The following is a 24367-nucleotide window of genomic DNA, read 5'->3' as shown; positions in this document are numbered from 1 at the left end:
GGGCCTGCCGAACGAGCGTGCGTCTGGGGTGGCCAGGTGGTGATCGAGCGGCCGCGTTCCAGGAAGGCCGCCTGCCCCCAGGCGACGTCTGGAGGCACAGCTGATCAGCGGTTGTTGTCCGGGCGGTAGGCGCTGAGGTCGCCGTAGGCCGACAGAGCGGCGGCCGGGTCACCGGGTTTGTGCCGCAGGGTGGCATCCAGGAAGGCGAGAGTGGTCGCGGCGACGACGTGCGGGCTCTCGGTACGGCCCAGGGAGCCGACGATCGAGGGCACCGGCGGCAGGTACAGGGGGCCGTCCATGAAGGTGAGATGTGCGGCGCCGGGGATGGTGAGCCGGTAGCTCGTCGCGGTGCTGAGCTCGAGGACCTCGGTGAGGCGGGGTAGGTAACGCGGGTCGGTTTCCGGGGTGATGGCCTGGGTGAGCGCGAGCGCCGGCTGGTGGTAGGGGCGCAGGTGGGGGTCGCGGGGGTAGCCGTCCATATTGATGACGGCGTCGAACCGGCGGTCCTGGCGGGCTGCCTGCAGGGCGGCGCCGCCGCCCAGGGAGTGGCCGGTCACCGCGGCCCGGCCGGTGTCCAGGCGTCCGGTGAGCGGGCCGTCGATCCCACCTCGGTCCAGACGGCCCAGCTGAGTGAGGGCGAAGCTGAGGTCCACTGCCCGAATTCCCGTTGTTTCGGCGGCCCGCTTGTCATCTTCTTCGTCGTCGCCGGTGGAGGTGATCTTGGTGTTGATCGTTCGGCCGTCGGCGAGGACGACGGCGGCGGAGTCGTACGGGTGGTCGAGGGCGGCGACCACGTAGCCGTGGCTGGCCAGTTCCTCCGCCCAGGCGGTGTTCTGGGTGCGTACTCCGCCCAGCCCGGGAGAGAACAGCACGACCGGGAACCGTCCGCCGTTGCGGGCCACCGGTGCGTTGAAGACCGCATGGGTGCGGGCGCGCGGGACGCCGTCGACCAGGAAACCGGGGAGACCGGCATAGCGCGCGAGGGCGTCGGAGACAGTGCGCGCCTCCTGCTCCGTGCGGCCGAGGTACTGGGCCCGCTGCGCGCCTGCGGGGCTCTTCCGTGCGGGGTACCAGAGCTGGACCACGACCGTGCGCCGGTCGCGCGGGTCGGCGGTGGCGGCCTCGGGGCGGTTCGGGTCGGTCCACTGCATCACGCGGGTGCCGACCGCGAAGCGGCCTGACGGTTCGGGGAACACGGGTACGGGAAAGGCCCAGGCGGCCACCGGACCCGAGGCGATCAGGGCGACGCAGGCCACCGACCCCGCCAACGCCGGCCACCATCGGGCCCGCCGCGCCGGCCGGCCGGTACGGCGTCGCAGCAGGGGCGAGAGGGCGAACGGCAACGCCATGGCAGCGGCCGCCAGTACCGGCAGCATCTGCCAGCGGATCCCCACCGCACTCAGCACGATCGCGGACGGCACGAGCACCGCCCCCGCCGCGATCGTGACGCGTGGGCGGACAGCAGGGGGAAGCCATCGCGCCACCACCAGCGCGGCGGCACCCAGCAAGGCAAGGATTTCCAAAGGGGACATGTGCAGTCCCGTGATGATCTCGTTCACCCGGCCATCCTCGGCGCGCGGTACGCACTGCCACATCGATCCCGGGTCGCCATCGTGTGCAACCGGAGTGGCAATCCGAGGCACGTCCCCTCTGCGACCGGAGTCGCAATCGAGCACGCCAGGTCAGCGGCCGCCCTGCGACCACGGGGGTAGCGGGACTCCTCCTGCGGTCGTATCCCGGCACGGTGTCATCAGACGGTGGACTCATGCGTTCCGCTGGACCGCGGCCTACCGTGACAGGGCCGCGGTACGTGGCGGGGAGCGCGGGGTGTGCGCTCCTTGTACCCGACCCGGCTCCGGCTGTACGCGGTGGTGACCCGGCAGGGGCCACGATGATGCTGAATCGACAGGGACGTGTGATGACCGAGGCGGCCGCAGAGCCCGGCAACGCCCACCCGGTGCGCTACGCGGACCGGGTGCGGCGGGCGTGGAAGGCCGTACGGCTGACGAGGTACGCCGACCTGGCCTCCGCACGAGCGGCACGACCGGTGAGGGCCGCCCGGCGCCGGGGCTGCCGGCCGCCGCCCGTGGTGTGGGACTCGCTCTTGTCGGCGCTGCTGCTGCTCAACGTCATGACCACGCGCGCGCCGCAGGAGCTCCCGGTGGCCGTGGCCCTCACCGCCGCTCTTGCGCTGCCCCTGGTGTGGCGGCGCCGGGCCCCGCTGCCGGTGTTCGGTGCCGTGGCAGCCGCGGCCTTCGTCCAGTGGCTGATGAACGTCCAACTGCCGGCGGACATCGCCTTGTTGGTGGCTCTGTACACGGCGGCCGCGAACTCGGGCCGGCGCGGCACGCTCGTCGTCGCCGCCATCGTGGAGGGCGGGGCCCTGCTGGCCTGCCTGCGCTGGGCGACGGAAGGCGCATTCCTGGCCCCCTTCGTCGCGGTGACCGCGATGGTCGTCTCCGCCGCCGTCCTGGGTGTGAACGTGCGGACCACGCGCGCCTACCTCGCGGCCCTGGAGGAACGGGCCGCACGCCTGGAGCAACAACAGGACCAGCAGGCGCGGTTGGCCGTCGCCGAGGAGAGGACACGTATCACCCGGGAGATGCACGACATCGTCACCCACAACCTGTCCGTCATGGTCGCTCTCACCGACGCCGCCGTCTACGCGCAGCACCGGTCGCCCGACAAGGCCACCACCGCGATGCTCCAGATCTCCGAGACCGGCCGGCAGGCCCTGACGGACATGCGGCGCTCGTTGGGCATCCTGCGGACCGACGAACCGGACGCGGAGCGCCACCCGTTGCCCGGCATCGCGCAACTGGAGACCCTCGCCGACCAGATGTGCGCCGCCGGGCTGCCGACCCGCGTCGAGGTTGAGGGCGGCCACACCCACATACCCGCCACCGCACAACTGACCGCCTACCGCCTGGTACAGGAAGCCTTGACCAACACCCTCAAGCACACACCCACCGGCACACACGCGAAGGTCCGGGTGCGGTGCTCGACCGAGACCGTCACCGTGGACGTCACCGACAACAACCCCTGCCCGCCACTGCCCGGCGCCACACCGTCCGGCCACGGCATCCCCGGGATGCGCGAGCGCTCGGCCGCCTATGGGGGGACGTTGCAGGCCGGACCGGTCCCGGGCGGCGGCTGGAGAGTCCATACCCGCCTCGACCTCGGCAGCAGCGGAGCGACATCCGCATGACGATCCGCATCCTGATCGCCGACGACGAAGCACTGCTCCGTATGGCCTTCAGCACGGTCCTGGAGGCCCAGCCCGACATGGCACCCGTCGGTGAAGCCGCGGACGGCGCTGAGGCCATACGCCTCGCCCGGGACCTGCGACCCGACGTCGTGCTCATGGACGTCCGGATGCCCGGGACCGACGGGATCGAGGCGACCCGGCAGGTCATCCGGATCTCCCCGCAGAGCAGAGTGCTGATCCTCACCACCTTCGACCTCGACGAATACGCCTTCGCCGGACTCGGTGCCGGAGCCTCGGGCTTCCTGCTGAAAAACACCAGACCCGAGGAACTGCTCGCCGCGATACGCAGCGTGGCCGCGGGCGACGCGGTGGTCTCCCCGCGGATCACCCGCCGCCTGCTGGAGAACTTCCGCCCGCACATCCCCGACGACAGCAGCGCCGACCGCGAGGAGCGGCTGAGCCGGCTCAGCGCCCGTGAGCGCGAGGTGCTCGTCCAGGTGGGCCGCGGCCTGTCCAACCCCGAGATCGCGGCCACCCTGCACCTCGCGGAGGCGACCGTGAAGTCCCACCTGGGGCGAATCCTGCAAAAGCTCGAACTCCGCGACCGGATACAAGCCGTGATCTTCGCTTACGACAGCCGCCTCATCAACCCGGCATGACGCCACCGCCCGGAGCCAACGGCGATGTCCTCAGCCCCGGCGTCACCAGCGCTGCACGATCGTCCGACAGAGTCCGGCCTCGGGAGTCGGAGACCGCGAGCCGGAGATCGCTACGCGGTGGTGTGGCGCTCGGCCTCGAGGCCAGGGTGATCGAGTCGGCCTGCTCGATACCGGGCAGCGCGGCCGTACACCGGGCTGCCCGGATCCCGTGTCGTACGGTCTGCCGTCGCGGCCGCCCTCCGTCCGCAACGGATCTCACCGGACCCGGCGGTGCCGTCGGTACGGCCGAAGGATCTGAACCAGTACCGGGATCAGGCCGCGACGAGCTCTTGCTCGCGGTCCGGCGTCTTGACCTTGGGCTTCTTGTTCGGCAGCGAGAGCCGGAAGACCTTGTGCCACGCGGAGAACACCTGCTTGGGCAGCGGCCCGGTGACGTACTCCAGCTCGTACTTCTCGAACAGCGCGCGTACCTTCACCGCGACCTCGGCGTACCGGTTGCTCGGCAGGTCCGGGAACAGGTGGTGCTCGATCTGGTGCGACAGGTTGCCGGTCATGAAGTGCATGGCCTTGCTGCCGCTGATGTTCGCCGAGCCCATCATCTGGCGCAGGTACCACTGGCCGCGCGTCTCGCCCTTGATCGACCGGCGCTCGAAGACCTGCACGCCCTCGGGGAAGTGCCCGCACATGATCACCGAGTGGGTCCAGAGGTTGCGGACCAGGTTCGCGGTGAACGTGGCGGCGAGCGTGGTGAGGAACGACGGGCCCGACAGCAGCGGGTGGATCACGTAGTCCTTGAGCACCTGCTTGCGGATCTTGCGACCCACGGCCCTGGCCCGCGCGCGGAACTCCGGGCTCTTGCGGCGGCGCTTGTTCAGGTTCTTGCCGAGCTCCAGGTCGTACGCTGCGATGCCGTACTCGAAGAAGCAGGCGTTGAGGAAGTTCCACAGCGGCTGGCCGAGGTGGAACGGGTGCCACCTCTGGTCCTCGTCGACGCGCATGATGCCGTAGCCGAGGTCGTTGTCCTTGCCGATCACGTTGGTGTACGTGTGGTGCAGCTCGTTGTGCGAGTGCTTCCACTGCTCGGCCGGCGAGACGTGATCCCAGTCCCAGGTGGTGGAGTGGATCTTCGGGTCCCGCATCCAGTCCCACTGGCCGTGCAGGATGTTGTGGCCGATCTCCATGTTGTCCATGATCTTCGCCACGGACAGCCCGGCGGTGCCGATCAGCCACGCGGGCGGGAAGAACGAGAACAGCAGCACGCCCCTGCTGGCCAGCTCGAGCTTGCGCTGCGCCGAGATGACCTTACGGATGTAGGCGGCGTCTTTCTCGCCACGGCCGGCGATCACCTCGTCGCGGATCGCGTCCAGCTCGCGGCCAAGCTCCTCGATCTGCTCCGCGGTCAGGTGGGCGGTGGGGTCGATGGCGGTCAAGGTGCTCCTACCGTTCGATGTCGCAGGGGCCCGCCGCGGCGGACACGCAGGTCTGGATGAGGACGCCCGGCTCGGCCTCGGTGATCTCGCCGGTGCGCAGGTCGCGGACGGCGCCCGCCTTGAGCGGCGTGACGCAGCCGAAGCAGATGCCCATGCGGCACCCGGACGGCATGAGTACGCCGGCCTCCTCGCCGATGTCCAGCAACGGCGTGGCGCCGTCCGCATCGACGGTCTTGCCGGTGGTGCTGAACGTGACCTCGCCGCCGTCGCCGGCGACGACGATGCTGGGGCGGAAGCGTTCGGTGTGCAGGCGCTCTTGGACGCCGTGCTCGGCCCAGTGCTTTTCGGCGGCGTCGAGCAGGCCCGCGGGCCCGCAAGCCCAGGTCTCGCGCTCGGCCCAGTCGGGCACGAGTTCGTCGAGACGGGCGATGTCGAGCATGCCGTCCGTGTCGGTGTGCACCTCGGTGAGCCGCAGCTTCTTGTCCGCGGCCAGGTCGTGCAGTTCGTTGCGGAAGATCACGTCTTGCGGCTGTGGCGCGCAGTGGACCATGACGACGTCGTCGAACTCGGTGTCGCGCAGCATGCCCATCACGGGCGTGATGCCGCTGCCGGCCGTCAGGTAGAGCACCTTGGCGGGCTTGGCCTGTGGCAGCACGAAGTCACCGGTCGGCTGGTCGAGCTGGATCAGGGTGCCCGGTTTCGCCCTGCGGACCAGGTGGTTGCTGACCTTGCCGTCCGGGATCGCCTTCACGGTGATCGTGACGCGGCCGTCCCGGCGGTTTGTCGGCGAGGTGACCGAGTAGGCACGCCACAGGCGCACCCCGTCGACGTCGACCCCGATCCGCACGTACTGACCGGCCGTGTGGCCGCGCCAGCCCCGTCCCGGCCTGATCACGATCGTCGCGGCGTCATCCGTCTCGGGGTGCACGGCCTCGATGCGCCCACGCAGGTCAGCGCCCGCACGCAGCGGGCTGACCAGGTCGAGGTAGTCCGACGGCAGCAGCGGCGTCGTGACCATCTCCAGCAGTTTCCACGCCCTGCTGCGGAGGGCTGCACTCGTCATGACTCCAGCTTGCTGTGCCTCAAGGCGTAAAGTCCTGACCGCAAGACGTAAATCTGGTCGGCTGAATTGTTCGTAGGGAACAAAAAGTGAGCCATGCAATCCGGAGGGCCAGCGAACTGGCCCTGAATGAGACGACGGTCACCGCACTTCGGGCCGCGCTGAGGACCACCGCCGACGAGGTCGTCCAGGCGATCATCGACGAGGTCCCTCCCTACGCCAACGCCCTTTCGGGCAGCATGGGCGGCACCATCCGCAGAGCTGTCCGCACCGCCCTGGGGCACTACCTGGACCTCGCGAGCGGGAACGCCACAGGCGGCGACGCCGGTGACGCGGCCTACGAGCTGGGCCGCGGCGAGGTCCGCGACGGCCGTTCGATGGACGCCCTGCTCAGCGCCTACCGCGTCGGCGCCCGCGTGGCCTGGCGATGCCTGGCAGCGGGTGCCGTACCCGCAGGTCTGCCCGCCGCCGAGGTCGCCAAGTTCGCCGAGCTGACCTTCGCCTACATCGACGAGCTCTCCGCCGCGAGCGCCGCGGGCCATGCCGACGAACTGGCCGCCCGGGGCCGGGCCCACGAGCGCCACCTGGAACACCTGGCCCGCGACCTCCTCGCCGGCGCGAGCCCGGACGTGCTGCTGGCCTCTGTGCAACGGGCCGGGTGGCAGCCTCCGGTTTCGCTGACCGCGGTCCTGCTGCCCGCCGCCCAGGCCCGGCCTGCCTACCGCGTGCTCGACCCGGGCACCCTCGTCCTCGACGATCTGCCGGACGCCACCGGTGTGCTGTTCGTCCCCGATGCCGACCGATCACATCTCTTGCGGCAGCTGACCGACCGCACCGCCGTGGTCGGACCGGCCCGGCCCTGGACTCGTGCGTCCGCCTCGTACGCACGAGCCGTACGCGCGCGCTCCCTCTCCTCCGATATCCGCGACACCGAGGACCACCTGCCCGAGCTGGTGCTGAGCGCCGACGTGGACGCGTTCGCGGACCTGCGTGCCCGAGCCCTCGCACCGTTGCGGACCTTGCCCGTCGCGACCGCACGGCGGCTGGAGGAGACGTTGCGGGCGTGGCTGCTGCACCAGGGCAGGCGGGACGAGGTGGCGGCGGCGTTGTTCGTCCATCCCCAGACGGTCCGGTACCGGATGTCGCAGCTGCGGGAGCTGTTTCCGGATCTCGCATCGCCGCACCGGGTCCTTGAACTGACGCTGGCGGTCGGTCTTCGGGTCAGCTGAAGCGACCAGACCAGGCCTCGGGAAGCCCGTCGGGGGCGCTGTCTGTGAGAAGGCCGGGCCGCTCGCGCCGGGGACCACCTTGGTTCTGCGACGGCCCCGTGCCTCCCTTCCGACAGGTCAACCGGACGACCGACCGGGCCGGCCTGGCACACCGCGCGAGAGATGATGGGGATGGAATGACGGAACGTGAAGTCAGGAGCTTCCATGACGAGGCAGCGGGTTCACCGACCCCGTGAGGACGCGGAGTTCGATTTCGTCCTCGGGATGAGCGGAGTTCCGGTCCTCGCGTACTTCACCGGGACCTGGCCCAAGGCGATCGAGCCCTGCCGGGTGATGGACCTCGTCGTGGGTGGCATCGCCGACGACTACACGGGCCGCCTGACGGCCGTCCGCGCCGACATCACGCGTTGTCCGGCCGCAACCGAGCGATACGGGATCACCGGAGCCCCGTCCTGCGTCCTGCTGAAGGAGGGAGAGGTGGTGGCGCACGGCACGGGGCCCATGACCACCGCCGAGGTACGGAAGTTGCTGGACGGCCACCTCTGAGCGGCCGCTGCGGCACACGGCCGCGACGCCGGTCACCACTCGTCCGTGGGACCGAGCTCGACCGTCCAGTTCGGTGGCATTTGTGTGAGAGGCCGGGGTACTTACGGGTGGCCGGCTCGCCCTCGGGGGTCCTCTTTGCGGGCGTCCTGTCGCGCGTGACGGGTCGCGGCCAGGGCCAGGTTGGCTTCGATGTCTTCCAGGATCTGCACGGCGTTGGCCTTGCGGTCAGGGGTGAGTTCACCGGTGGTGCATCGCTCCAGTTCCGCCCAGAGCTCGTCGACTTGGTGGCGCAGGGCGAGGCTGGCTTCGGTGGGCTCGATGATGGTCGCCCGTTTGTCGGTGGGGCTGGGGCGGCGGCGGACGAAGCCAGCGTGTTCGAGCCGTTTGACGGTGCGGGTCATGGTGGCGGCGTCGGAGCCGAGGAGCCGGACGAGATCGGTCTGGCGCTGGGGGCCGAGGTCCCACAGCTGCATCATCACGAGCTCCTGGCCGGGGTGGAGTCCGACCCGGCGCAGGAGCTGTCCGGCGAGCATGCGGTGCAGCCGCGCCACACGGAAGATCGCGTGACTCATCGGGCCGGCCTGGACCGACGGCGGCATGGCCATGCGTGCTGCCTCTGCGGCGTCGTCCGGGCTGACGGACTCAGAGTCTGGGCGGGTCATGTGGTGCTGCTCTCCTCCATGTGCTGCTCGAACATGTAACACCAGTCTAACGTGCACCTCACCCTGATCTGCGGGCCATCCGGCAAGTGAAATGAGCAGTTCTTCGTGCCACTGCGGGTGATAGGGAATGCATCTGCTGGTTTACTTGTTCGAGCAGGTAAATGCAGGGCGTGAGCCTCATCGCCCCGCGCAGGCCGTTCGAAGACAAGGAACCACGACCATGGGCAAACCCTTCTCCCCCTACGATCTGGCCGGTACCCGCCTGGCCAACCGCATCGTGATGGCGCCGATGACGCGCAGCCGCGCCTACGGTCCCGGGCAGAGCCCGACGGACCTGATGGCGACCTACTACGCGCAGCGGGCGAGCGCCGGGCTGATCATCACCGAGGGCACGCAGCCCTCGGTGATCGGTCAGGGCTACCCCGACACTCCCGGCATCCACTCCGCGGAGCAGGTCGCGGCCTGGCACAAGGTCACCGACGCGGTGCACGCCGAGGACGGCGTGATTTTTTTACAGCTCATGCACACCGGCCGGGTCGGCCACCCGAGCCTGATGGGACTTACCCCGGTCGGCCCCTCCGCGGTCAGGGCCGCCGGCCAGGTGTACACCCAGGACGGGCCGCAGGACTTCGTCACCCCGCGCGAGCTGACCGAGCCGGAGATCGCCGAGACGATCGCCGACTTCGCCGCCGCGGCCCGTAACGCCATCGAGGCAGGTTTCGACGGGGTGGAGCTGCACGGCGCCAACGGCTACCTGATCCACCAGTTCCTGGCCCCGAACTCCAACCAGCGCACCGACGCCTGGGGCGGCAGCCCCGACGCGCGGATCCGATTCGCCGTCGAGACAACGAAGGCCGTCGCCGAGGCCATCGGCCCCGAGAAGGTCGGCTTCCGCCTCTCGCCCGGCAACCCCTACAACGACATCGACGAGAGCGACCGCGTGGACGTCGAGGCCACCTACACCGCCCTCGTCGAGGCACTCGCGCCCCTGAATCTGGCCTACCTGCACCAGATGGAGGCCCACGACATCCGCGACCTCGTGGTGCGGCTGCGCAAGACCTGGTCGGGCACGTTCATCCTCAACCCGTTCACCGGCATGGAGCCCACTGGCCCCGACGCGCTGGCCCTCATCGAGGACGGCACCGCCGACCTGATCGCCTATGGCGCCCTCTTCCTCGCCAACCCGGACCTTCCGGCCCGCCTCACCGCGGGCGGGCCATTCAACACCCCCGACCGCGCCACCTTCTTCGGCGGCGACCAGCGCGGCTACACCGATTACCCCACCCTGACCTGAGCAGTTCCACTGCTCGCATCCCCCCCCGCATGCCGCCCGGCCTCGTACCGGCCGGGCGGTCGGGCCGCCACCGGTCCGGCTGAGAAGCGCCGACGCCCGCATCATCGTCGGTCGCGGCGTGCCGCGCGCCGTCCTGCTCCGCCACAGAATCGGCCCGGCCCCTGGCGGGCTCGCCTGCGACGGGCACTGGCCTGTGTGCCACTGCCGTGAGCCAGGACAACGTGTTCGGCAGGATGAACGCGGCAGCGGGGAAGTCCCACGTTCGATGGGGACCCCTCATCATCGGGATCTTCCTCGTCATCATCGGCACACTCGCGGCTACTGGCCTGGTCGAGGTGTGGGCGGTCAGTGGCGACCGCCCAACAATCCGTGGCGCGCGCAGGGTGGCCGCGAGATCGATGATGACGAGGGACGGCGCCTGCTGCGGATCATCCGCCCTTGGGTCTCCCCAGGTCAGCGCACTCTTCCGCGTGGCTTCAGCGGTGTCGCCGGCAGGGTCGGGGCGGGCAGCGGTGCTCCGTCGTAGCCCTTCACCTCGCCGAAGCGGGTACCCGTGGCCCAGTCCTCACGGGCCTGGGTGATCTCCTCCTGGGACCGGCCGACGAAGTTCCACCACATGACGAGCTCCTCCTCGAACGGCTCGCCGCCGAGGAGCATCAGGCCCGCGTCGGACTCGGCCCGCAGGGGCAGTTCGGTGCGGCCGCAGCCGAGGTAGAGCATCGAGCCCGGCAGCACGGGCACCCCGTCCACGTGCGCCTCGCCGGACATCGACAGCACGCCGTACTCGAAGTCGGGGTCCAGCGGCAGCCGGACGTCGGCGCCCCGGGCCAGTGCCAGGTCGGCGCCGACGAGAGGGGTGTACGTGGTGCCGGGGGAGGCGGCGCCGTCGAGAGTGCCGAGGAGCACGGTGGCGCTGAGGCCGGGGGCGGTGATCCTGGGCAGGTCGGCGTGGTGCTCGAAGCGGGGGTCGGTGTGCCGGTGGGCGTCCGGCAGCGCGACCCACAGCTGGGCGCCGTGCAGATAGCGGGCGTGCGACCGCGGGCTCTCCTCGGAGTGGCTGATCGCCCGCCCCGAGGTCATCAACCCGAGTTCCCTGGGCCGGATGGTCTGGAGGCTGCCGGTCGAGTCGCGGTGCAGCACCTCGCCCTCGTGCAGCCAGCTGACGGTCTGCAGCCCCATGTGCGGGTGCGGCGGGACCTGCATGCCGGGCTCGTCGGCGATGTCGTCGGGGCCGTAGTGGTCGACGAACGCCCAGGCGCCGATCATGCGCCGGCCGAGGTTGGGCAGCAGTCGGCGCACCTCGGTCGACCCGCCGAGCTTCACCTGCCGGGGGCTCAGCAGTTCGCGGACGGGTTCGGCTACGACGAATCCACGGCCGCCGCACAGACTCGGTACGGGCGCGCGGTCAAGGTTGCTCATACGGTCAACCTAGCGGTCGGGTGCGACGGGGTGCGGAACGGGCGGCGCAGGCCGGGGCGTCGCACCCGGCGCCGGGTTCAGTCGGCCAGGGTCGCGGCGAGTTCCGAGGTGGCCCGCACGAGGTCGGTGTCCCGTTCGGCGAGCAGTTGACGCAGGACGTCGCGCTGGGCGTGGACGGCGTGCCGGGCCGCGCGTTCCCATCCCACGTAGTTGTCGGGGTGGTGCAGCAGCTTGGGATAGGCGGCTGCGGTGGTCTCCCACTGCCGGGCGTCGGCGATGCTCTTCAGCAGGCGCAGGATCTCCGCGCGGCAGGTGACCTGGGGGAGCCGGACGAGTTCCCAGAGGAAGGGCACCGTGGCCGCCGTCGCCTCGTCGACGACGAAGCCGAACTGGCAGATCCGGCGGCGGAGTTGGCCGAGGGCCGTGTCGGCGCTGTCGGCGTCGCCGCGGGCGAGTGTGGTGAGCAGGAAGGGGATGCCTGCCGCGGAGCCGGTGGAGTCCTTGATCTCGGGCCATGGCACGTGTCCCAGGTCCTTGAGCGGTGCGGGTCTCTTCGTCGCAGTCATGTCAGGTGTCTTGTATCGGGTCGGGGTCGGGACGGGAGTGGGTCGCCAGCATCGCCCAGACGGTCTTGCCCACGGGAGGGCGCCGGGTCCAGCCCCAGTGTTCGGAGAGGGCCTCGATGATGTGCAGTCCGCGGCCGTGTTCCAGGAGGGCGTCCGCGGTGCGCGCATGGACGGGCAGGCTGTCGCTCGGATCGGTGACCGCGCACACCAGGTGCGCGCGGCGCAGGGTGAGCCGGAGCCGCACGTGGAAATCGTCCGTCGAGGCATGCGCGAGCCCGTGCAGGACGGCGTTGGCGGCCAGTTCCGTGACGACGGTGATCGCGTCGTCGGTGCGGCGCTCCAGGGACCAGCAGTCGAGGGTGCGCTGGGTGAACTCCCGTGCCTGGGCGAATCCCTCCCGGCTGCCCGTGAGGTACAGGGCGGCGGTTCTGGGGGAGTCGCGGACGGGGACGGGCTCGTGGCTCCGGATTTGCGCAGGTGATGACACGGGGCATCTCCCTGAGGCGGCGTCAGGACGTCGGGTTGGAAGTGCGGTTGACGGCATGGCTATTATCCACGCTGACGAGGTCCTCGTGCAATTTCACGAGAAATTGCGCGTACGAAGCGAGGAGAATGCAGTGTCGTCAGTGTCGAACGGAGTGCGGGCGAGTTCGCTGGGCGCCCGCTGGATCAAGAGCAGTCACAGCAACGCCGAGGGCAACTGCGTGGAGGTCGCGGCCCTGGCCGGGGGAGGTGTCGCGCTGCGCAACTCCCGTGATCCCGACGGTCCGGCGCTGGTGTACACACCGGCCGAGGTGGCCGCGTTCGTGGCCGGGGCGAAGGACGGGGAGTTCGACCACCTGGTCTGATACCTGGTCCGGCACCTGGGTCGGCCTCTGGGCCGGCGCGTGGTTCGAGTGGTCCGGTACTTGGTTCGAGGGGGTTGTTGGAGGCTCAATTCCCCTGCCGCGTGCGGTCGGAGGCCTTCGGGTGCGATACTGCGGTCTGTCGTCTGCCGGTCCACGGGGAGTCAGGATGTCTGTCGAGTCGCCTCGAGTGTCCCGCCTCGAACCGTATCTGAACCGGGCCGAGCCCGCCCCGACCTTGCTGAAAATGCTGGTCGGCGTCCAGTTGGCGGGTATCCGCGAGGACGCCGGGCTCTCCCAGGACCAGGCCGCGCGGGCCGTCGGGTTCAGCCCGGCGAAGCTGTCGCTGTACGAGACCGACGACCACGAGGCCTCCGTACTGATCCGGTTGCTGCGGCAGGCGGGCGAGCCCGGATGGTGGCAGCGCTACGACAAGCGGCTCATGCCCGAGTGGTTCGACCGGCTGGTCGGCCTCCAGGAGGCGGCCACCGCGATCCGTACCTTCGAGATCCAGTACGTGCCGGGCCTGTTGCAGACTCCCGCGTACGCACGTGCCGTCGTCGAACGCGGGCTGCCCTCGGCGACGTCCCGGGAGGTCGAGCGCCGGGTGGAGCTGCGGACGCGGCGCACCGAACTGCTGCGGAGACCGGACGCCCCGCGGGTGTGGGCGGTCCTCGACGAGTCGGTGCTGCTGCGGGTGCTGGGCGGTCAGGACGTGATGCGTGAGCAGCTCGCCCATCTCGTGGAGCTGGCCGGACTGCCCCATGTCACGGTGCAGGTCGTGCCGTTGGACGTGACGCATGCGTCCGCGCCGGCCATACCGGTCACCTACCTGCGTTTCGGCGGCGTCGATCTTCCCGACGTCGTCTATCTGGAGCAGATCAGGAGCGCGACCTTCCTGGAGGACCGGGACGAGACGGAGGAGTACCGGGTCGCGCTGGACCGGCTGGCGGACGAGGCCCTCGATCCGCGTGCCTCGATGGCGCTGCTGAAGGAGACGGCGGAGCGGCGGTATGCCGCCGCTCCGTGAGGTGAGGCGATTCAGCCCAGTCGGCCCACTCCGCCGAACTCGATCCATTCCTCGGTGAGTTGGCGGGGCGCGACCTCGGTGTCGGGCCGCCAGGTGGAGACCTCCACCAGTCCCGGGTCGAGGATGTCCGTGCCCTCGAAGAACGCGGCGACGTCCTTCTCCTGACGCACCCGGCCCCAGTGGCCCTGGGTGGCCTGGTCCATGAAGTCGGTGACGAACGCCCTGACCTTCGGGTCCTCGCTGACCAGCTGGCACATCACCAGGAAGCTGCCGGGTGCGAGGCGTTCGGTCACCCGGCGGACCACCGCCTGCGGACCGTCGGTGTCGCTGTCGGGGATGCAGTGGAAGACCGAGTTGAAGAGCACGGCCACCGGCTGCGAGAAGTCGATCAGTCGCCGGGTGTCCTCGTGCGTGAAGATCGCCTCGGTCTCCCGCAGGTCGGCGTGGATGACGGTGGTCCGCTCGTCCTGCTCCAGCAGGGCCCGGCCGTGCACGAGCACCATGGGGTCGTTGTCCACGTAGACGACGTGCGCGGTCGGGTCGACGCGCTGGGCGACCTGGTGCACGTTGTCCTGGGTGGGCAGGCCGGAGCCGTGGTCCAGGAACTGTCGGATCCCGAATTCCTGCGTGAGGGTCTTCACGACCCGTTGGAGGAAGCGCCGGTTGTTCAGCGCGAGGGCGCGGGTGCTCGGGACGACCTTGTCGAGTTCCTCGCAGGCCGCGCGGTCGGCCGCGTAGTTGTCCTTGCCGCCCAGGTAGTGGTCGTACATGCGTGCGGCTGTGGGGACGGCCGCATCGATCGACGTGGACAGCTGCTTGCCAGGCTGCATCTCTTCCCCCAGAACGCCGCCGCGCCACGGGCTGGCGCGGTCGACAACACATCCTAGGGACACGGTAATTGGCGAACCACCCCCTTGATCGACGGTTCCCCTGAAGGTGTCGTCACGCACGGTCATTCTGGACTGCTGGTCCAGAGCCTGGACGTGTGGTCTAATTTCTCTCATGGAACCCCGGGAGACCGAGCAGGACGTGATCCTGCGTGCGCTCACCCCCGTCGTCGACGGGATCGCGGCCACGTTCGGGCCGGTGTGCGAGGTGGTGCTGCACGACTACCGGCGGCCGGAGCGGTCCGTCGTCGCCGTCGCCGGATCGGTGACGGGGCGGACGGTCGGCGGGGCGATGAGCGAGATCGGCATGCGGGTCCTCGCCCGCGGCGACGACGCCGTCGACGAGCTGAACTACGTCACCCGCACCGGCGCCGGACGGCTGGTGAAGTCGTCCACGATGGTGCTGCGCGACTCCACGGGCGCGGTGTTCGGCGCGCTGTGCGTCAACGTGGACGTCACCGAGGTGGACCGGGTGCAGGGCCTGTTGGCGGCGCTCGCGGGAGCGGCGGGCGGCCGGGCGGACGCGCCCGTGACCACGTTCGGCGACGACATCGACTCCGTGGTCGACGCCCTCCTCGACGACCGTCTGCGGCGCCAGGGGCAGACCTGGGCCGGCCTCGACCGGTCGCGGCGCCTGACGCTGTTCCGCAGCCTGGACGAACGCGGCGTGTTCGCCGTGCGCCGCGCGATCGAGCAGGTGGCCGCCCGCCTCGGCATCTCCCGCGCCTCCGCCTACAGCTACCTCGCCCAGGCCAGAGCCACGGACGAGACCGGAGCCGACGGCACCGACAGCAGCGGCCGCACCTATGGCAACGGCAGCACCGCAGGCACCGACGACAACCCCGAGGGAGCACACCCGTGACGAGCACACCCCCGACGATCACCCTCGACGACGTGCGCGAGGCGGCCGCCCGGCTCAAGGGCGTCGCACACCGTACGCCCGTGCTCCGCTCCCGCACCCTGGACGCGCTGGTCGGCGCCGAGGTCCTGCTGAAGTGCGAGAACTTCCAGCGCGTCGGCGCGTTCAAGTTCCGCGGCGCCTACAACGCCGCCTCCCGGCTGGCCCCCGAGCAGCTCGCCCGGGGCATCGCCGCGTACTCCTCCGGCAACCACGCCCAGGCCGTCGCGCTGGCCGCGCGGGAGCTCGGCACCACCGCGGTGATCGTCATGCCCGAGGACGCGCCCCGCTCCAAGCGGGCCGCGACCGAGGGCTACGGCGCCGAGATCGTGACCTACGACCGCTACAGCGGCGACCGGGTGGCCATCGCCGAGGCGCTGGCCACCGACCGGGGTCTGGCGCTGATCCCGCCCTACGAGCACCCGCACGTCATGGCGGGCCAGGGCACCGCCGCGCTGGAACTCCTCGAGGAGGCGGGCGAGCTGGACGCCCTGCTGGTGCCGGTCGGGGGCGGCGGGCTGATCGCCGGCAGCGCGACCGCGGTCAAGGGGCTGCGGCCGGGCACCCGGATCGTCGGTGTGGAACCGGAGGCCGGGGACGACACCAAGCGGTCGCTGGAGGCGGGCCGACGGGTCGAGATCCCGGTGCCGCGCACCATCGCCGACGGCCAGGCCCTGCACACACCGGGGGAGTTGACCTTCTCGGTGAACCGGCGGCTCGTGGACGAGATCGCCCTGGTCTCCGACGACGAGATCCGCGCGGCCATGCGGTTCGCCTTCGAACGCCTGAAGATCGTCGTGGAGCCGAGCGGCGCCACTCCGCTCGCCGCCCTCCTCGCGGGGCGGGCCGGCGCCCTGCCCCGGCGCGTCGGCGTGATCGTCTCCGGCGGCAACATCGACACCGGCCGCTTCGCCGAGCTGTGCGGCGGCGTCTGAGGGCCGCTACCACCGATTGGCGGCCCCCGCGCGACGGGCGGAGGATGGAGGGGTGGGGCTCGGCCCCCGACCGGCGACGCCCAGGACCGCCGGGGAGACCGGCCCCGGCCGCGGTGAGGCGCGGCCGGAAGGAGGACCGTCATGATGGAAGTGAAGGCGCTCGAGAAGCCGGACGAGCGGCGCGATTTTCCCCGGGGTCACCTCGAGGCCGTCCATATGACGGGGCTCGACTTCGCCGTGGCGACCTTCGAACCGGGATGGCGCTGGTCCGAGTCGCTCGCGTCGCTCGCGGGCACCGACACCTGCCAGATCCACCACAACGGTTACGTGGTCCAGGGCCGTATGCACATCACCATGGACGAGGGCGGCGAGGGCGAACTCGGCCCGGGTGACGTCTTCGTGGTGTCGCCCGGCCATGACGCGTGGGTCGTGGGCGACGAACAGTGCGTGGTGTACGACTTCGCCGGAGCGATGGCCAAGGACTACGCGAAGGCCCAGTAGGACGGGGCCGGATACGGCTAGACCGGGAGCAACCGGCCGACCAGGGCGCCGAGTTGGTGGGCGTTGCGGCACTCGTGCATCGCGATCGACCCGGCGTACTCGGGGGCGGCCGAGTCGCCCGTGCCCCACAGGGAGCGGGGCTCCGGGTTCAACCAGTGGGCGTGACGGGCCTGTTCGGCGATCTGCCGGACCGCCGGCAGGTTCGGGTCGCTCATGTTCGTGCGCGCGTCGCCGAGCACGAACACCGTGGTGCGCGGGCCGACCGCCGCACCGTACCGCTCGGTGAACTCGCCCAGGGCCACGCCGTAGTCGCTGCTGCCGTGGTAGCCGGTCAAGGTGGCCTCGGCCCGGATGCGGGCACCGAGGCCCTCGGGGTCGGCCGCGCCGTGTTCGAGGAGGCCGGTCACCTCGTCGATCCGGTTGACGAAGGCGAACACGCGTACCTTGCCGAACTGGTCGTGCAGTGCCTGGACCAGCAGCATCGTGAAGTCGGAGAAGCCGGACACCGATCCCGACACATCGCACAGCAGCACCAGTTCGGGGCGGGCCGGACGCCGGCGGCGCAGCACGGGCCGCATCGGCACCCCGCCCGTCGAGAGCGAGCCGCGCAGGGTCCGTCGCAGGTCGATGCTGCCCCGGGCGGCCCGGCGGCGCCGCGCTGCCATGCGGGTCGCCAGCTTGCGGGCCAACGGCTGCACGGTCCTCCGCAGTTCGGCCAGCCGGTCCTTCCCGGCGTACAGGAAGTCGACCCGGTCGGCGGTCGGCGCCACCGCTCGCCTGGCGATGTCGTCGCGCCCGCGCCGCTCCGCCACCCGGCGCCGTGCCTCCCCGGCCACCAGCGCGCGGAAGGCCTCGATGCGGCGCCGGATCTCGTCCTCGAGGAGCCGGTCGGTGAACCCGACGTCACCGCCCCGGGCCCGGATGTCGTCGCGCACCCGAGCCAGCAGCGTCTGCGGACGCAGGCGTTCCAGCGTCTGGTACGACGACCAGCCGTCCGTGCCGGGTGAACTCCCGTACCCGCCGAGCCCGTCCACCGCCTCGATCGCCAACCGGGCCAGCATCGCCTCGTCACCGGCGGCGAGTGCGGCGGCCAGCCGGTCACGCAGGTCGTCACGGTCGCCGGGCTCGCCCTCGGGCGCGCCGACGCCGTGCGGGAAGTACAGGTCGAAGACGGTGTCGAAGACCCGCCGCTGGTCCGTCGAGTGCAGCAGTGTCGCGGCCAGTCCCTCGCGCAGCAGTGCGCGGTCCGCGAAGCCCAGCGCCGCCGCGGCCTCGGCCGCGTCCACCGTCTCGCCGGTGCCGACGCGCAGGCCGTGCGCGCGCAGCGCGGCGACGAGGCCGACCAGGCGGTCTGCGGCCTCGGCGCTCACACGGCGTCCAGGTCGAGCTTCGCGCCGGCCTTGAGGATGTCGTCCTGGTGCTTGAGGATCACGCCCAGGCTGTCGCGTACGACGTTCTCGTCGAGCGTGGTGGCGCCGAGCGCGAGCAGGGTGCGCGCCCAGTCGATGGTCTCGGCCACGGAGGGTGCCTTGCGCAGGTCCATCGCGCGCAGCGCGCCGATCACCCGGACCACCGACTCGGCCAGCGCCGCTTCGATACCCGGCACCTTCAGCCGGACGATCCGCCGCTCCAGCTCCTCCTCGGGGAAGTCGATGTGCAGGAACAGACAGCGGCGGCGCAGCGCCTCCGACAGCTCACGGCTCGCGTTGGAGGTGAGCACCACGAACGGGCGGCGGGTGGCGGTGATCGTGCCGAGTTCCGGGACGGTGACCTGGAAGTCGCTGAGCACTTCGAGGAGCAGTCCCTCCACCTCGACGTCGGCCTTGTCGGTCTCGTCGATCAGCAGGACGGTCGGCTCGTCGCCGCGGATGGCGGTCAGCAGAGGCCGGGGGAGGAGGAACTCCTCGCTGAAGATGTCCGTGCGGGCCTCGTCCCAGGTCTCGTCCCGGCCCGCGCTGATGCGCAGCAACTGCTTGGCGTGGTTCCACTCGTACAGCGCCCGCGACTCGTCGACGCCCTCGTAGCACTGGAGCCGGACCAGCCGGGCCCCCGCCACCTGGGCCACGGCCTTGGCGAGTTCCGTCTTGCCGACGCCGGCCGGGCCCTCCACGAGCAGTGGCTTGCCGAGCCGGTCGGCGAGGAAGACGGTCGTGGCGACGGCGGGGGAGGCCAGATAGCCGCTCTCGGCGAGCCGGGCGGAGACATCGTCGACGGACGTGAACAACGGGGCCTCCGGGTGGATCGGTCGCGGTCCTGGCGAGTGTCGATCACCTATCTAAGCGCTTGTTCACCCCGGTTGTCATCAGGGATCGGGGCGTTGTCGGTGGCGGACGGTACGTTGCGCCCATGGGTGTGTATCTCGTGGATGTGCGTGCGGACGACTGGTCGACGGCGGGGGAGGAGGGCCACGCGGACGTGGCCATCGCGCTGAACACCGAACTGGCGCGGCGTGGCCGGCCACCGTACGAACCGAAGGGCGGCGGGGCCCCGGGCCGGTTCGAGGAGAAGCTGAGCCCGCCGATGGACGGCTTCGACGCGCTGTGCCGGATGCGGCTGACCCCCGAGGAGCGGCACGCCTTCCTCGACTGGTCGGTGCTGGTCCCGTTCGCCCTGGACGAGGCCGTCGTACTGCCCGTCGGCTCCGCGTACACGGACGAGACTCTGGTCGTCGGAGCGCCGTACGTCCTCGCGCTCGCCGAGCGGCTCGCCGGGGCCCTCGGTCTGCCGCTGGACCTGGTCCCGGCGCCGCTCGGCAACCTCGAACTGACCTTCTGGTTCCTGGAGGGCGAGGCGGAGAAGGCCGCCGCCGGCCGGCCGGGTTCCTGGGCCGACGACCTGGCCACGGCGTTCTACACGGCGCTCTATCTGCGCGCCGCCCAGTTCTCGCTACGGCACGGCTGCCCGATGACCTATTGCTGAGGTCACCGGAACGCGGCCGCGTTGCGCCGTGCCCAGTCCTCGAAGGTGCGCGGCGCGCGGCCCAGGACCCGTTCCACGTCCGGGCTGACGAGCCGCTCCGCGGGCGTCGGCTCGCCGAGGATGGACAGCGTGGTCTCGACGACCGGCTCCGGCATGAACGCCAGCAGCTGCTCGCGCGCCTGCGCCCGCGTCTGCTCGACGAACCGGACCGGCTCCCCGATCGCCCGGCCGATGGCCTCCGCCCGCTGGCGGGGCGTGGTGAGGGCGGGACCGGTCAACTCGTGGACCCGGCCGTGGTGTCCCTCCTGCCGCAGGGCCACCGCGGCGACCTCCGCGATGTCGGCCGGGTCGACGGTGGGCAGAGCGACATCGCCGAACGGGGCGGCGACGGTGCGGTGGGTGCGGACCGGCTCCGCCCAGGCGTAGGCGTTGGAATGGAAGCCGCCCGGCCGCAGGATCGTCCACTGAAGGCCCGACTCCCGGACGGCGTCCTCGATCGCGCCCGCCAGGGCGCCGTGCGACTCCGACTCCGGCCGGGTCGCCACTCCCTGGGACGACAGCAGCACCACCCGGCCGATCCCGGCGGACTTGGCCACGTCCAGGAGGTCGCGCGGGCTGAGCAGATGGATGCCGGCGCCACCGTTCTGGAGGAACAGTGCCTCGGCCCCGTCGAGCACCGGCCGCAGGCTCTCCGCGTCGATGAGGTCCGACCGCACCGCCCGTACGCCGTCCGGGACTTCGGCGTCCGAGATGTTCCGGGACGTGGCGGTCACCCGCTCGCCCGCAGCCGCCAGCGAACGGACCAGTTCACGGCCGACGTTCCCGGTCGCCCCCGTCACCACGATCATGGGTAACTCCTTGTTCGGAATGGGTTGTTGACGTTGCGGAGCGACGCTAACACCGCCGGTATAGTAGGTACCCAGAGGAAAGTGACTTCCCCGAGGGGTACGCATGACCGGTGACCCGACCGATCCCGAACTCGCCTGCCCCATCGCCCCCGTGGTGGACATCGTCTTCAGCCGCTGGACCACACCGATCCTGTGGACGCTGCACGCGCAGGGCCGTCAGCGGTTCGGCGAGCTGGAACGCGCGATCGCGAACATCACCCCCAAGGTGCTGACCCAGCGCCTGCGCCAGCTGGAGCGCGACGGCCTGGTGGTGCGCACCTACCACCCGGAGGTGCCGCCGCGCGTCGAGTACGAGATCAGCGAACTCGGCCTCAGCCTGGCACCGCTCTTCGCCCACCTCGCGGACTGGGCCACCGGAAACCTGCCCAAGGTGGCGCAGGCCCGGGAGGGGTACGACCGGAGAGCGTGAACCGGCCCGGGGATCCTCGCGATCTCCGGGCCGGACACTGGAGGGAGGGGGGTGCTCAGCCGACCAGGATCACCTCCAGGAGGCGCGGGCCGTGCACCCCCTCCACCCGGTCCAGCTCGATGTCACTGGTCGCCGAAGGACCGGAGATCCACGTCAACGGGCGGGCCGGATCGAGTCGTTCGAGAGCCTGCGGCACGGACGACACCACCTGCTCGGGGACCCGCACCACGCAGATGTGGTGGTCCGGGACCAGGGTGATCCGGCGCCGCCCCTGGTCGGGACCGCCGTCCAGCACGATCGTCCCGGTCTCGGCGACCGCCACCGCGCACGCCGTGACCACGCTGTCCACCCGGTCGAGTTCGTGCGCGCCGCTCTCCACCCGGTCCGCCACCCGGGCGGTGTCCGCCTCCGCCAGCCACGCCTCGTCGAGGCCGGGCGGCACGAGCACGGTCGCCGCCTTCCGCTCCGCCAGCAACCGGGCCAGCACGGACGGAAGTTCGTCCGCGCCGCACCGGTGCACGACGGCCCGGTAGTCCGCCAGGTTCTCCGCCAGCAGGTCGACCGTCTGCTCGGTGCTCCGGGCGCCGTGCTCGCGCAGATAGTCGCGCGCGACGGCTTCCCCGTACGAAGGGTCGTCCTGCGGCACATCGGCCAGCGCACGCCGCACCCGGCCCAGAATCCGCTCCCTGCTGCTCACTTCGCCGTCCCCTCGGTGGTCCCGCCGCTCGTACGCTGCCACCAGTCGCGGAACGGCTCCGCGGGCACCGGCGGAAGATCCCGCGTGGCGCTCCACGCCTTGCCGGGGCCGGGCAGCGTACGAGGATGCAGCCGGCGGGTCCGGGACGCCAGCCGCTGCCCGGCGCGCAGCGCGCCGGGCCGGCCGAACGCCCAGCGCGCCGCCCGCATCGCGGCCCGCTCGGCGCCATGGCCCTTGGCCGGCTTGAGCACCACCTTGTTGCCCTCGCGCGTGACCGGACCGCCCTGGACGACCCGTTCCCGCAGGTGCACCAGCACCTCCGGGATGTCGATGGCCACCGGGCACACCTCGTAGCAGGCACCGCACAGCGACGAGGCGTACGGCAGCGAGGCGTCGATCTCGCTCCCGGTGCCGCGGAGCTGGGGGCTGAGGATCGCGCCGATCGGGCCCGGGTAGACCGAGCCGTAGGCATGACCGCCGGCCCGCTCGTACACGGGGCACACGTTCAGACAGGCCGAGCAGCGGATGCAGCGCAGGGCCTGCCGGCCGACCTCGTCGGCGAGGGTGTCGGTGCGGCCGTTGTCCAGCAGCACCAGATGGAAGGTGCCGGGGCCGTCGCCGTCCGTCGTGCCCGTCCAGGTCGACGTGTACGGGTTCATGCGCTCGGCCGTCGAGGAACGGGGCAGCGTCTGGAGGAAGACCTCCAGGTCCCGCCAGGTCGGCACGATCTTCTCGATGCCGACGACGGAGATCAGCGTCTCGGGGAGGGTGAGGCACATCCGCCCGTTGCCCTCGGACTCGACGACCACCAGGGTGCCGGTCTCGGCGACCATGAAGTTGGCGCCGGAGACGCCGACCTTGGCGCGCAGGAACTTCTCGCGCAGGTGCAGGCGGGCCGCGTCGGCGAGTTCGGCGGGGGTGTCGGTCAGCCCCTCGGGGGCGGGGCGGCCCCACTCGCTCATCTCGCGGGCGAAGATGTCCCGGATCTCGCCCCGGTTGCGATGGATCGCGGGGACCAGGATGTGCGACGGCCGGTCCTTGCCCAACTGCACGATGAGTTCGGCGAGGTCGGTCTCGTAGGCGCGGATGCCCTCCGCCTCCAGCGCCTCGTTGAGCCCGATCTCCTGCGTGGCCATGGACTTGACCTTGACGACCTCCGACTCGCCGGTCTCCTTGACCAGGTCGGCCACGATCCGGTTGGCCTCGTCCGCGTCGGCGGCCCAGTGGACGATGCCGCCCGCCGCCGTCACCGACTCCTCCAACTGCACCAGATACCGGTCGAGATGACGCAGCGTGTGGTCCTTGATCCGCTTGCCCGCCTCCCGCAGCTCCGCCCAGTCGGACACCTCGGCCACGGCGTTCGCCCGCTTGGCCCGGATGGTGTGGGTGGCGTGCCGCAGATTCGCGCGCAGGGTCTGGTTGCCGACCGCCTCGTGCGCCGCCTTCGGAAAGGCCGGCATTCCTACGAACGTTCCGCTCATGCCGCCGGCTCCTCCTCCGTGCTCGCCAGGATCTCCGCGATGTGCACGGGCCGCATGCCGGTCTCCAGCCGGGCCATGGTCCCGCCGATGTGCATCAGGCAGGAGTTGTCCGCCGCGCACAGCACCTCGGCGCCCGTCGACTCGGCGTTGCGCACCTTGTCGGCGCCCATCGCCGCCGAGACGTCGGCGTTCTTGAGCGCGAAGGTCCCGCCAAAGCCGCAGCACTCGTCGGCCCCCGGCAGCTCCACCAGCTCCAGCCCCTCGACCGCCTGGAGCAGCCGCCGGGGCCGCTCCCCGAGGCCCAGCCCCCGCAGCCCGTGACACGTCGGGTGATAGGTCACCGTGTGCGGGTAGTACGCGCCCACGTCCGTCACCCCGAGCACGTCCACCAGGAACTCGGTGAGCTCGTACGTCTTCGGGACCACCGGCGCCAAGGTGGCGGCGAGGGTGTCCCCGCGCCCCTCGGCCCGGGCCCGCTCGCCCATCCGCGGATACAGCTCCCGCACCATCGCCCCGCACGACCCGGAGGGCGTCACGATCGCCTCGTACTCCCCGAAGACATCGGAGAAATGCCGGGCAAGCGGCTCGGCCTCATGGCGGTAGCCGGTGTTGTAGTGGGCCTGGCCGCAGCAGGTCTGGGCCATCGGGAAGTCGACCTCGACGCCCAGCCTGGTCAGGAGTTTCACCACGGCGCGGCCGGTCTCGGGATAGAGCGTGTCGTTGACACAGGTCAGGAACAGTGCGACACGCATCGCGGCTCCTTGCGGGTAGGTCATCGGATGAG

General features: G+C 71.0%; 26 protein-coding genes. 12 read left to right on the top strand and 14 right to left on the bottom strand.

Features of this window, described 5'->3' with window-relative positions:
• Positions 1-104 precede the first annotated feature (104 nt).
• Complete coding sequence (locus ACFVYS_RS05360; protein WP_389499035.1) at positions 105-1595, bottom strand: alpha/beta hydrolase family protein; 1491 nt, start codon at positions 1593-1595, stop codon at positions 105-107.
• Positions 1596-1918: 323 nt separating this feature from the next.
• Between ACFVYS_RS05360 and ACFVYS_RS05355 the strand changes: the two genes are divergently transcribed.
• Together ACFVYS_RS05355 and ACFVYS_RS05350 are read left to right on the top strand one after the other, a co-directional pair.
• On the top strand, positions 1919-3208 hold the full coding sequence (locus tag ACFVYS_RS05355; protein WP_389499033.1) for a sensor histidine kinase: 1290 nt from the start codon (positions 1919-1921) through the stop codon (positions 3206-3208).
• Positions 3205-3867, top strand: coding sequence for a response regulator (locus tag ACFVYS_RS05350; RefSeq protein ID WP_389499032.1), 663 nt, complete (start codon positions 3205-3207; stop codon positions 3865-3867). Before ACFVYS_RS05355 ends, ACFVYS_RS05350 begins: the two co-directional genes overlap by 4 nt.
• A gap of 311 nt (positions 3868-4178) precedes the next feature.
• Here ACFVYS_RS05350 and ACFVYS_RS05345 read toward each other — a convergent pair whose 3' ends face one another.
• Both ACFVYS_RS05345 and ACFVYS_RS05340 read right to left on the bottom strand, forming a co-directional pair.
• Positions 4179-5297 (bottom strand): fatty acid desaturase family protein, encoded by a 1119-nt coding sequence (locus tag ACFVYS_RS05345; protein WP_389499030.1) that lies wholly within the window; start codon positions 5295-5297, stop codon positions 4179-4181.
• Between the two features lie 7 nt (positions 5298-5304).
• The gene (locus ACFVYS_RS05340; RefSeq protein WP_389499029.1) at positions 5305-6360 is read right to left on the bottom strand and encodes a ferredoxin reductase; all 1056 of its coding nucleotides are present in this window, start codon (positions 6358-6360) and stop codon (positions 5305-5307) included.
• Positions 6361-6446: 86 nt separating this feature from the next.
• Between ACFVYS_RS05340 and ACFVYS_RS05335 the strand changes: the two genes are divergently transcribed.
• Together ACFVYS_RS05335 and ACFVYS_RS05330 are read left to right on the top strand one after the other, a co-directional pair.
• Positions 6447-7586 (top strand): PucR family transcriptional regulator, encoded by a 1140-nt coding sequence (locus ACFVYS_RS05335; protein ID WP_389499027.1) that lies wholly within the window; start codon positions 6447-6449, stop codon positions 7584-7586.
• A 204-nt stretch (positions 7587-7790) separates the two neighbouring features.
• The gene (locus tag ACFVYS_RS05330; protein WP_389499025.1) at positions 7791-8132 is read left to right on the top strand and encodes a thioredoxin family protein; all 342 of its coding nucleotides are present in this window, start codon (positions 7791-7793) and stop codon (positions 8130-8132) included.
• Between the two features lie 101 nt (positions 8133-8233).
• Here ACFVYS_RS05330 and ACFVYS_RS05325 read toward each other — a convergent pair whose 3' ends face one another.
• Positions 8234-8731, bottom strand: coding sequence for a MarR family winged helix-turn-helix transcriptional regulator (locus ACFVYS_RS05325; RefSeq protein WP_389499113.1), 498 nt, complete (start codon positions 8729-8731; stop codon positions 8234-8236).
• Between the two features lie 283 nt (positions 8732-9014).
• On the opposite strand from ACFVYS_RS05325, the gene ACFVYS_RS05320 reads away from it, so the two are divergent.
• The gene (locus ACFVYS_RS05320; RefSeq protein WP_389499023.1) at positions 9015-10088 is read left to right on the top strand and encodes an alkene reductase; all 1074 of its coding nucleotides are present in this window, start codon (positions 9015-9017) and stop codon (positions 10086-10088) included.
• A gap of 453 nt (positions 10089-10541) precedes the next feature.
• Here the strand turns inward: ACFVYS_RS05320 and ACFVYS_RS05315 are convergent, their stop codons facing one another.
• From ACFVYS_RS05315 to ACFVYS_RS05305, 3 genes are all read right to left on the bottom strand, one after another.
• The gene (locus ACFVYS_RS05315) at positions 10542-11507 is read right to left on the bottom strand and encodes a pirin family protein (protein ID WP_389499021.1); all 966 of its coding nucleotides are present in this window, start codon (positions 11505-11507) and stop codon (positions 10542-10544) included.
• A 77-nt stretch (positions 11508-11584) separates the two neighbouring features.
• Complete coding sequence (locus tag ACFVYS_RS05310) at positions 11585-12073, bottom strand: hypothetical protein (RefSeq protein WP_389499020.1); 489 nt, start codon at positions 12071-12073, stop codon at positions 11585-11587.
• A gap of 1 nt (position 12074) precedes the next feature.
• The gene (locus tag ACFVYS_RS05305) at positions 12075-12560 is read right to left on the bottom strand and encodes an ATP-binding protein (protein ID WP_389499018.1); all 486 of its coding nucleotides are present in this window, start codon (positions 12558-12560) and stop codon (positions 12075-12077) included.
• Between the two features lie 130 nt (positions 12561-12690).
• Here ACFVYS_RS05305 and ACFVYS_RS05300 point away from each other — a divergent pair, with 130 nt between their 5' ends.
• Positions 12691-12921: a DUF397 domain-containing protein gene (locus tag ACFVYS_RS05300; RefSeq protein WP_389499017.1), complete on the top strand. Its 231-nt coding sequence runs from the start codon at positions 12691-12693 to the stop codon at positions 12919-12921.
• Between the two features lie 166 nt (positions 12922-13087).
• Positions 13088-13948, top strand: coding sequence for a Scr1 family TA system antitoxin-like transcriptional regulator (locus tag ACFVYS_RS05295; protein ID WP_389499015.1), 861 nt, complete (start codon positions 13088-13090; stop codon positions 13946-13948).
• 11 nt (positions 13949-13959) lie between these two features.
• On the opposite strand, the gene ACFVYS_RS05290 is transcribed toward ACFVYS_RS05295, so the two are convergent.
• On the bottom strand, positions 13960-14778 hold the full coding sequence (locus tag ACFVYS_RS05290) for an SAM-dependent methyltransferase (protein ID WP_389499013.1): 819 nt from the start codon (positions 14776-14778) through the stop codon (positions 13960-13962).
• A 172-nt stretch (positions 14779-14950) separates the two neighbouring features.
• Here ACFVYS_RS05290 and ACFVYS_RS05285 point away from each other — a divergent pair, with 172 nt between their 5' ends.
• The 3 genes from ACFVYS_RS05285 (at position 14951) to ACFVYS_RS05275 (ending at position 17169) form a co-directional block, all read left to right on the top strand.
• Positions 14951-15697 carry a transcriptional regulator gene (locus tag ACFVYS_RS05285; protein ID WP_389499011.1) on the top strand — a complete coding sequence of 249 codons (747 nt, stop codon included), beginning with the start codon at positions 14951-14953 and terminating at the stop codon, positions 15695-15697.
• Entirely contained in the window at positions 15694-16668 is a 975-nt protein-coding gene (locus tag ACFVYS_RS05280; RefSeq protein ID WP_389499009.1) for a pyridoxal-phosphate dependent enzyme, read from the top strand. The genes ACFVYS_RS05285 and ACFVYS_RS05280 overlap by 4 nt, the downstream gene beginning before the upstream one ends.
• A gap of 141 nt (positions 16669-16809) precedes the next feature.
• Complete coding sequence (locus ACFVYS_RS05275; protein WP_054241124.1) at positions 16810-17169, top strand: cupin domain-containing protein; 360 nt, start codon at positions 16810-16812, stop codon at positions 17167-17169.
• 17 nt (positions 17170-17186) lie between these two features.
• Here the strand turns inward: ACFVYS_RS05275 and ACFVYS_RS05270 are convergent, their stop codons facing one another.
• Together ACFVYS_RS05270 and ACFVYS_RS05265 are read right to left on the bottom strand one after the other, a co-directional pair.
• Positions 17187-18539 (bottom strand): VWA domain-containing protein, encoded by a 1353-nt coding sequence (locus ACFVYS_RS05270; protein WP_389499007.1) that lies wholly within the window; start codon positions 18537-18539, stop codon positions 17187-17189.
• Positions 18536-19393, bottom strand: coding sequence for an AAA family ATPase (locus tag ACFVYS_RS05265; RefSeq protein WP_389499005.1), 858 nt, complete (start codon positions 19391-19393; stop codon positions 18536-18538). The genes ACFVYS_RS05270 and ACFVYS_RS05265 overlap by 4 nt, the downstream gene beginning before the upstream one ends.
• A gap of 122 nt (positions 19394-19515) precedes the next feature.
• Between ACFVYS_RS05265 and ACFVYS_RS05260 the strand changes: the two genes are divergently transcribed.
• Positions 19516-20088 (top strand): hypothetical protein, encoded by a 573-nt coding sequence (locus tag ACFVYS_RS05260; RefSeq protein WP_389499003.1) that lies wholly within the window; start codon positions 19516-19518, stop codon positions 20086-20088.
• A 2-nt stretch (positions 20089-20090) separates the two neighbouring features.
• On the opposite strand, the gene ACFVYS_RS05255 is transcribed toward ACFVYS_RS05260, so the two are convergent.
• Positions 20091-20936, bottom strand: coding sequence for an NAD(P)H-binding protein (locus tag ACFVYS_RS05255; protein WP_389499001.1), 846 nt, complete (start codon positions 20934-20936; stop codon positions 20091-20093).
• A gap of 103 nt (positions 20937-21039) precedes the next feature.
• Here ACFVYS_RS05255 and ACFVYS_RS05250 point away from each other — a divergent pair, with 103 nt between their 5' ends.
• Positions 21040-21405: a winged helix-turn-helix transcriptional regulator gene (locus ACFVYS_RS05250; protein ID WP_389498999.1), complete on the top strand. Its 366-nt coding sequence runs from the start codon at positions 21040-21042 to the stop codon at positions 21403-21405.
• Positions 21406-21460: 55 nt separating this feature from the next.
• Here ACFVYS_RS05250 and ACFVYS_RS05245 read toward each other — a convergent pair whose 3' ends face one another.
• From ACFVYS_RS05245 to ACFVYS_RS05235, 3 genes are read right to left on the bottom strand one after another with little or no spacing between them, the layout of a single operon-like run.
• Complete coding sequence (locus tag ACFVYS_RS05245; RefSeq protein WP_389498997.1) at positions 21461-22102, bottom strand: lactate utilization protein C; 642 nt, start codon at positions 22100-22102, stop codon at positions 21461-21463.
• Positions 22099-23583 (bottom strand): LutB/LldF family L-lactate oxidation iron-sulfur protein, encoded by a 1485-nt coding sequence (locus ACFVYS_RS05240; RefSeq protein WP_389498995.1) that lies wholly within the window; start codon positions 23581-23583, stop codon positions 22099-22101. The genes ACFVYS_RS05245 and ACFVYS_RS05240 overlap by 4 nt, the downstream gene beginning before the upstream one ends.
• A complete protein-coding gene (locus tag ACFVYS_RS05235) occupies positions 23580-24335 on the bottom strand; it encodes a (Fe-S)-binding protein (RefSeq protein WP_389498993.1) in 756 nt (251 codons plus the stop codon). The genes ACFVYS_RS05240 and ACFVYS_RS05235 overlap by 4 nt, the downstream gene beginning before the upstream one ends.
• Between the last annotated feature and the right edge of the window lie 32 nt (positions 24336-24367).

Source organism: Streptomyces sp. NPDC058295 (assembly GCF_042880655.1).
GTDB lineage: Bacteria > Actinomycetota > Actinomycetes > Streptomycetales > Streptomycetaceae > Streptomyces > Streptomyces coriariae.
Note: the sequence above shows the minus strand (reverse complement) of the source record. Positions and strands in the feature narration are given on the sequence as shown.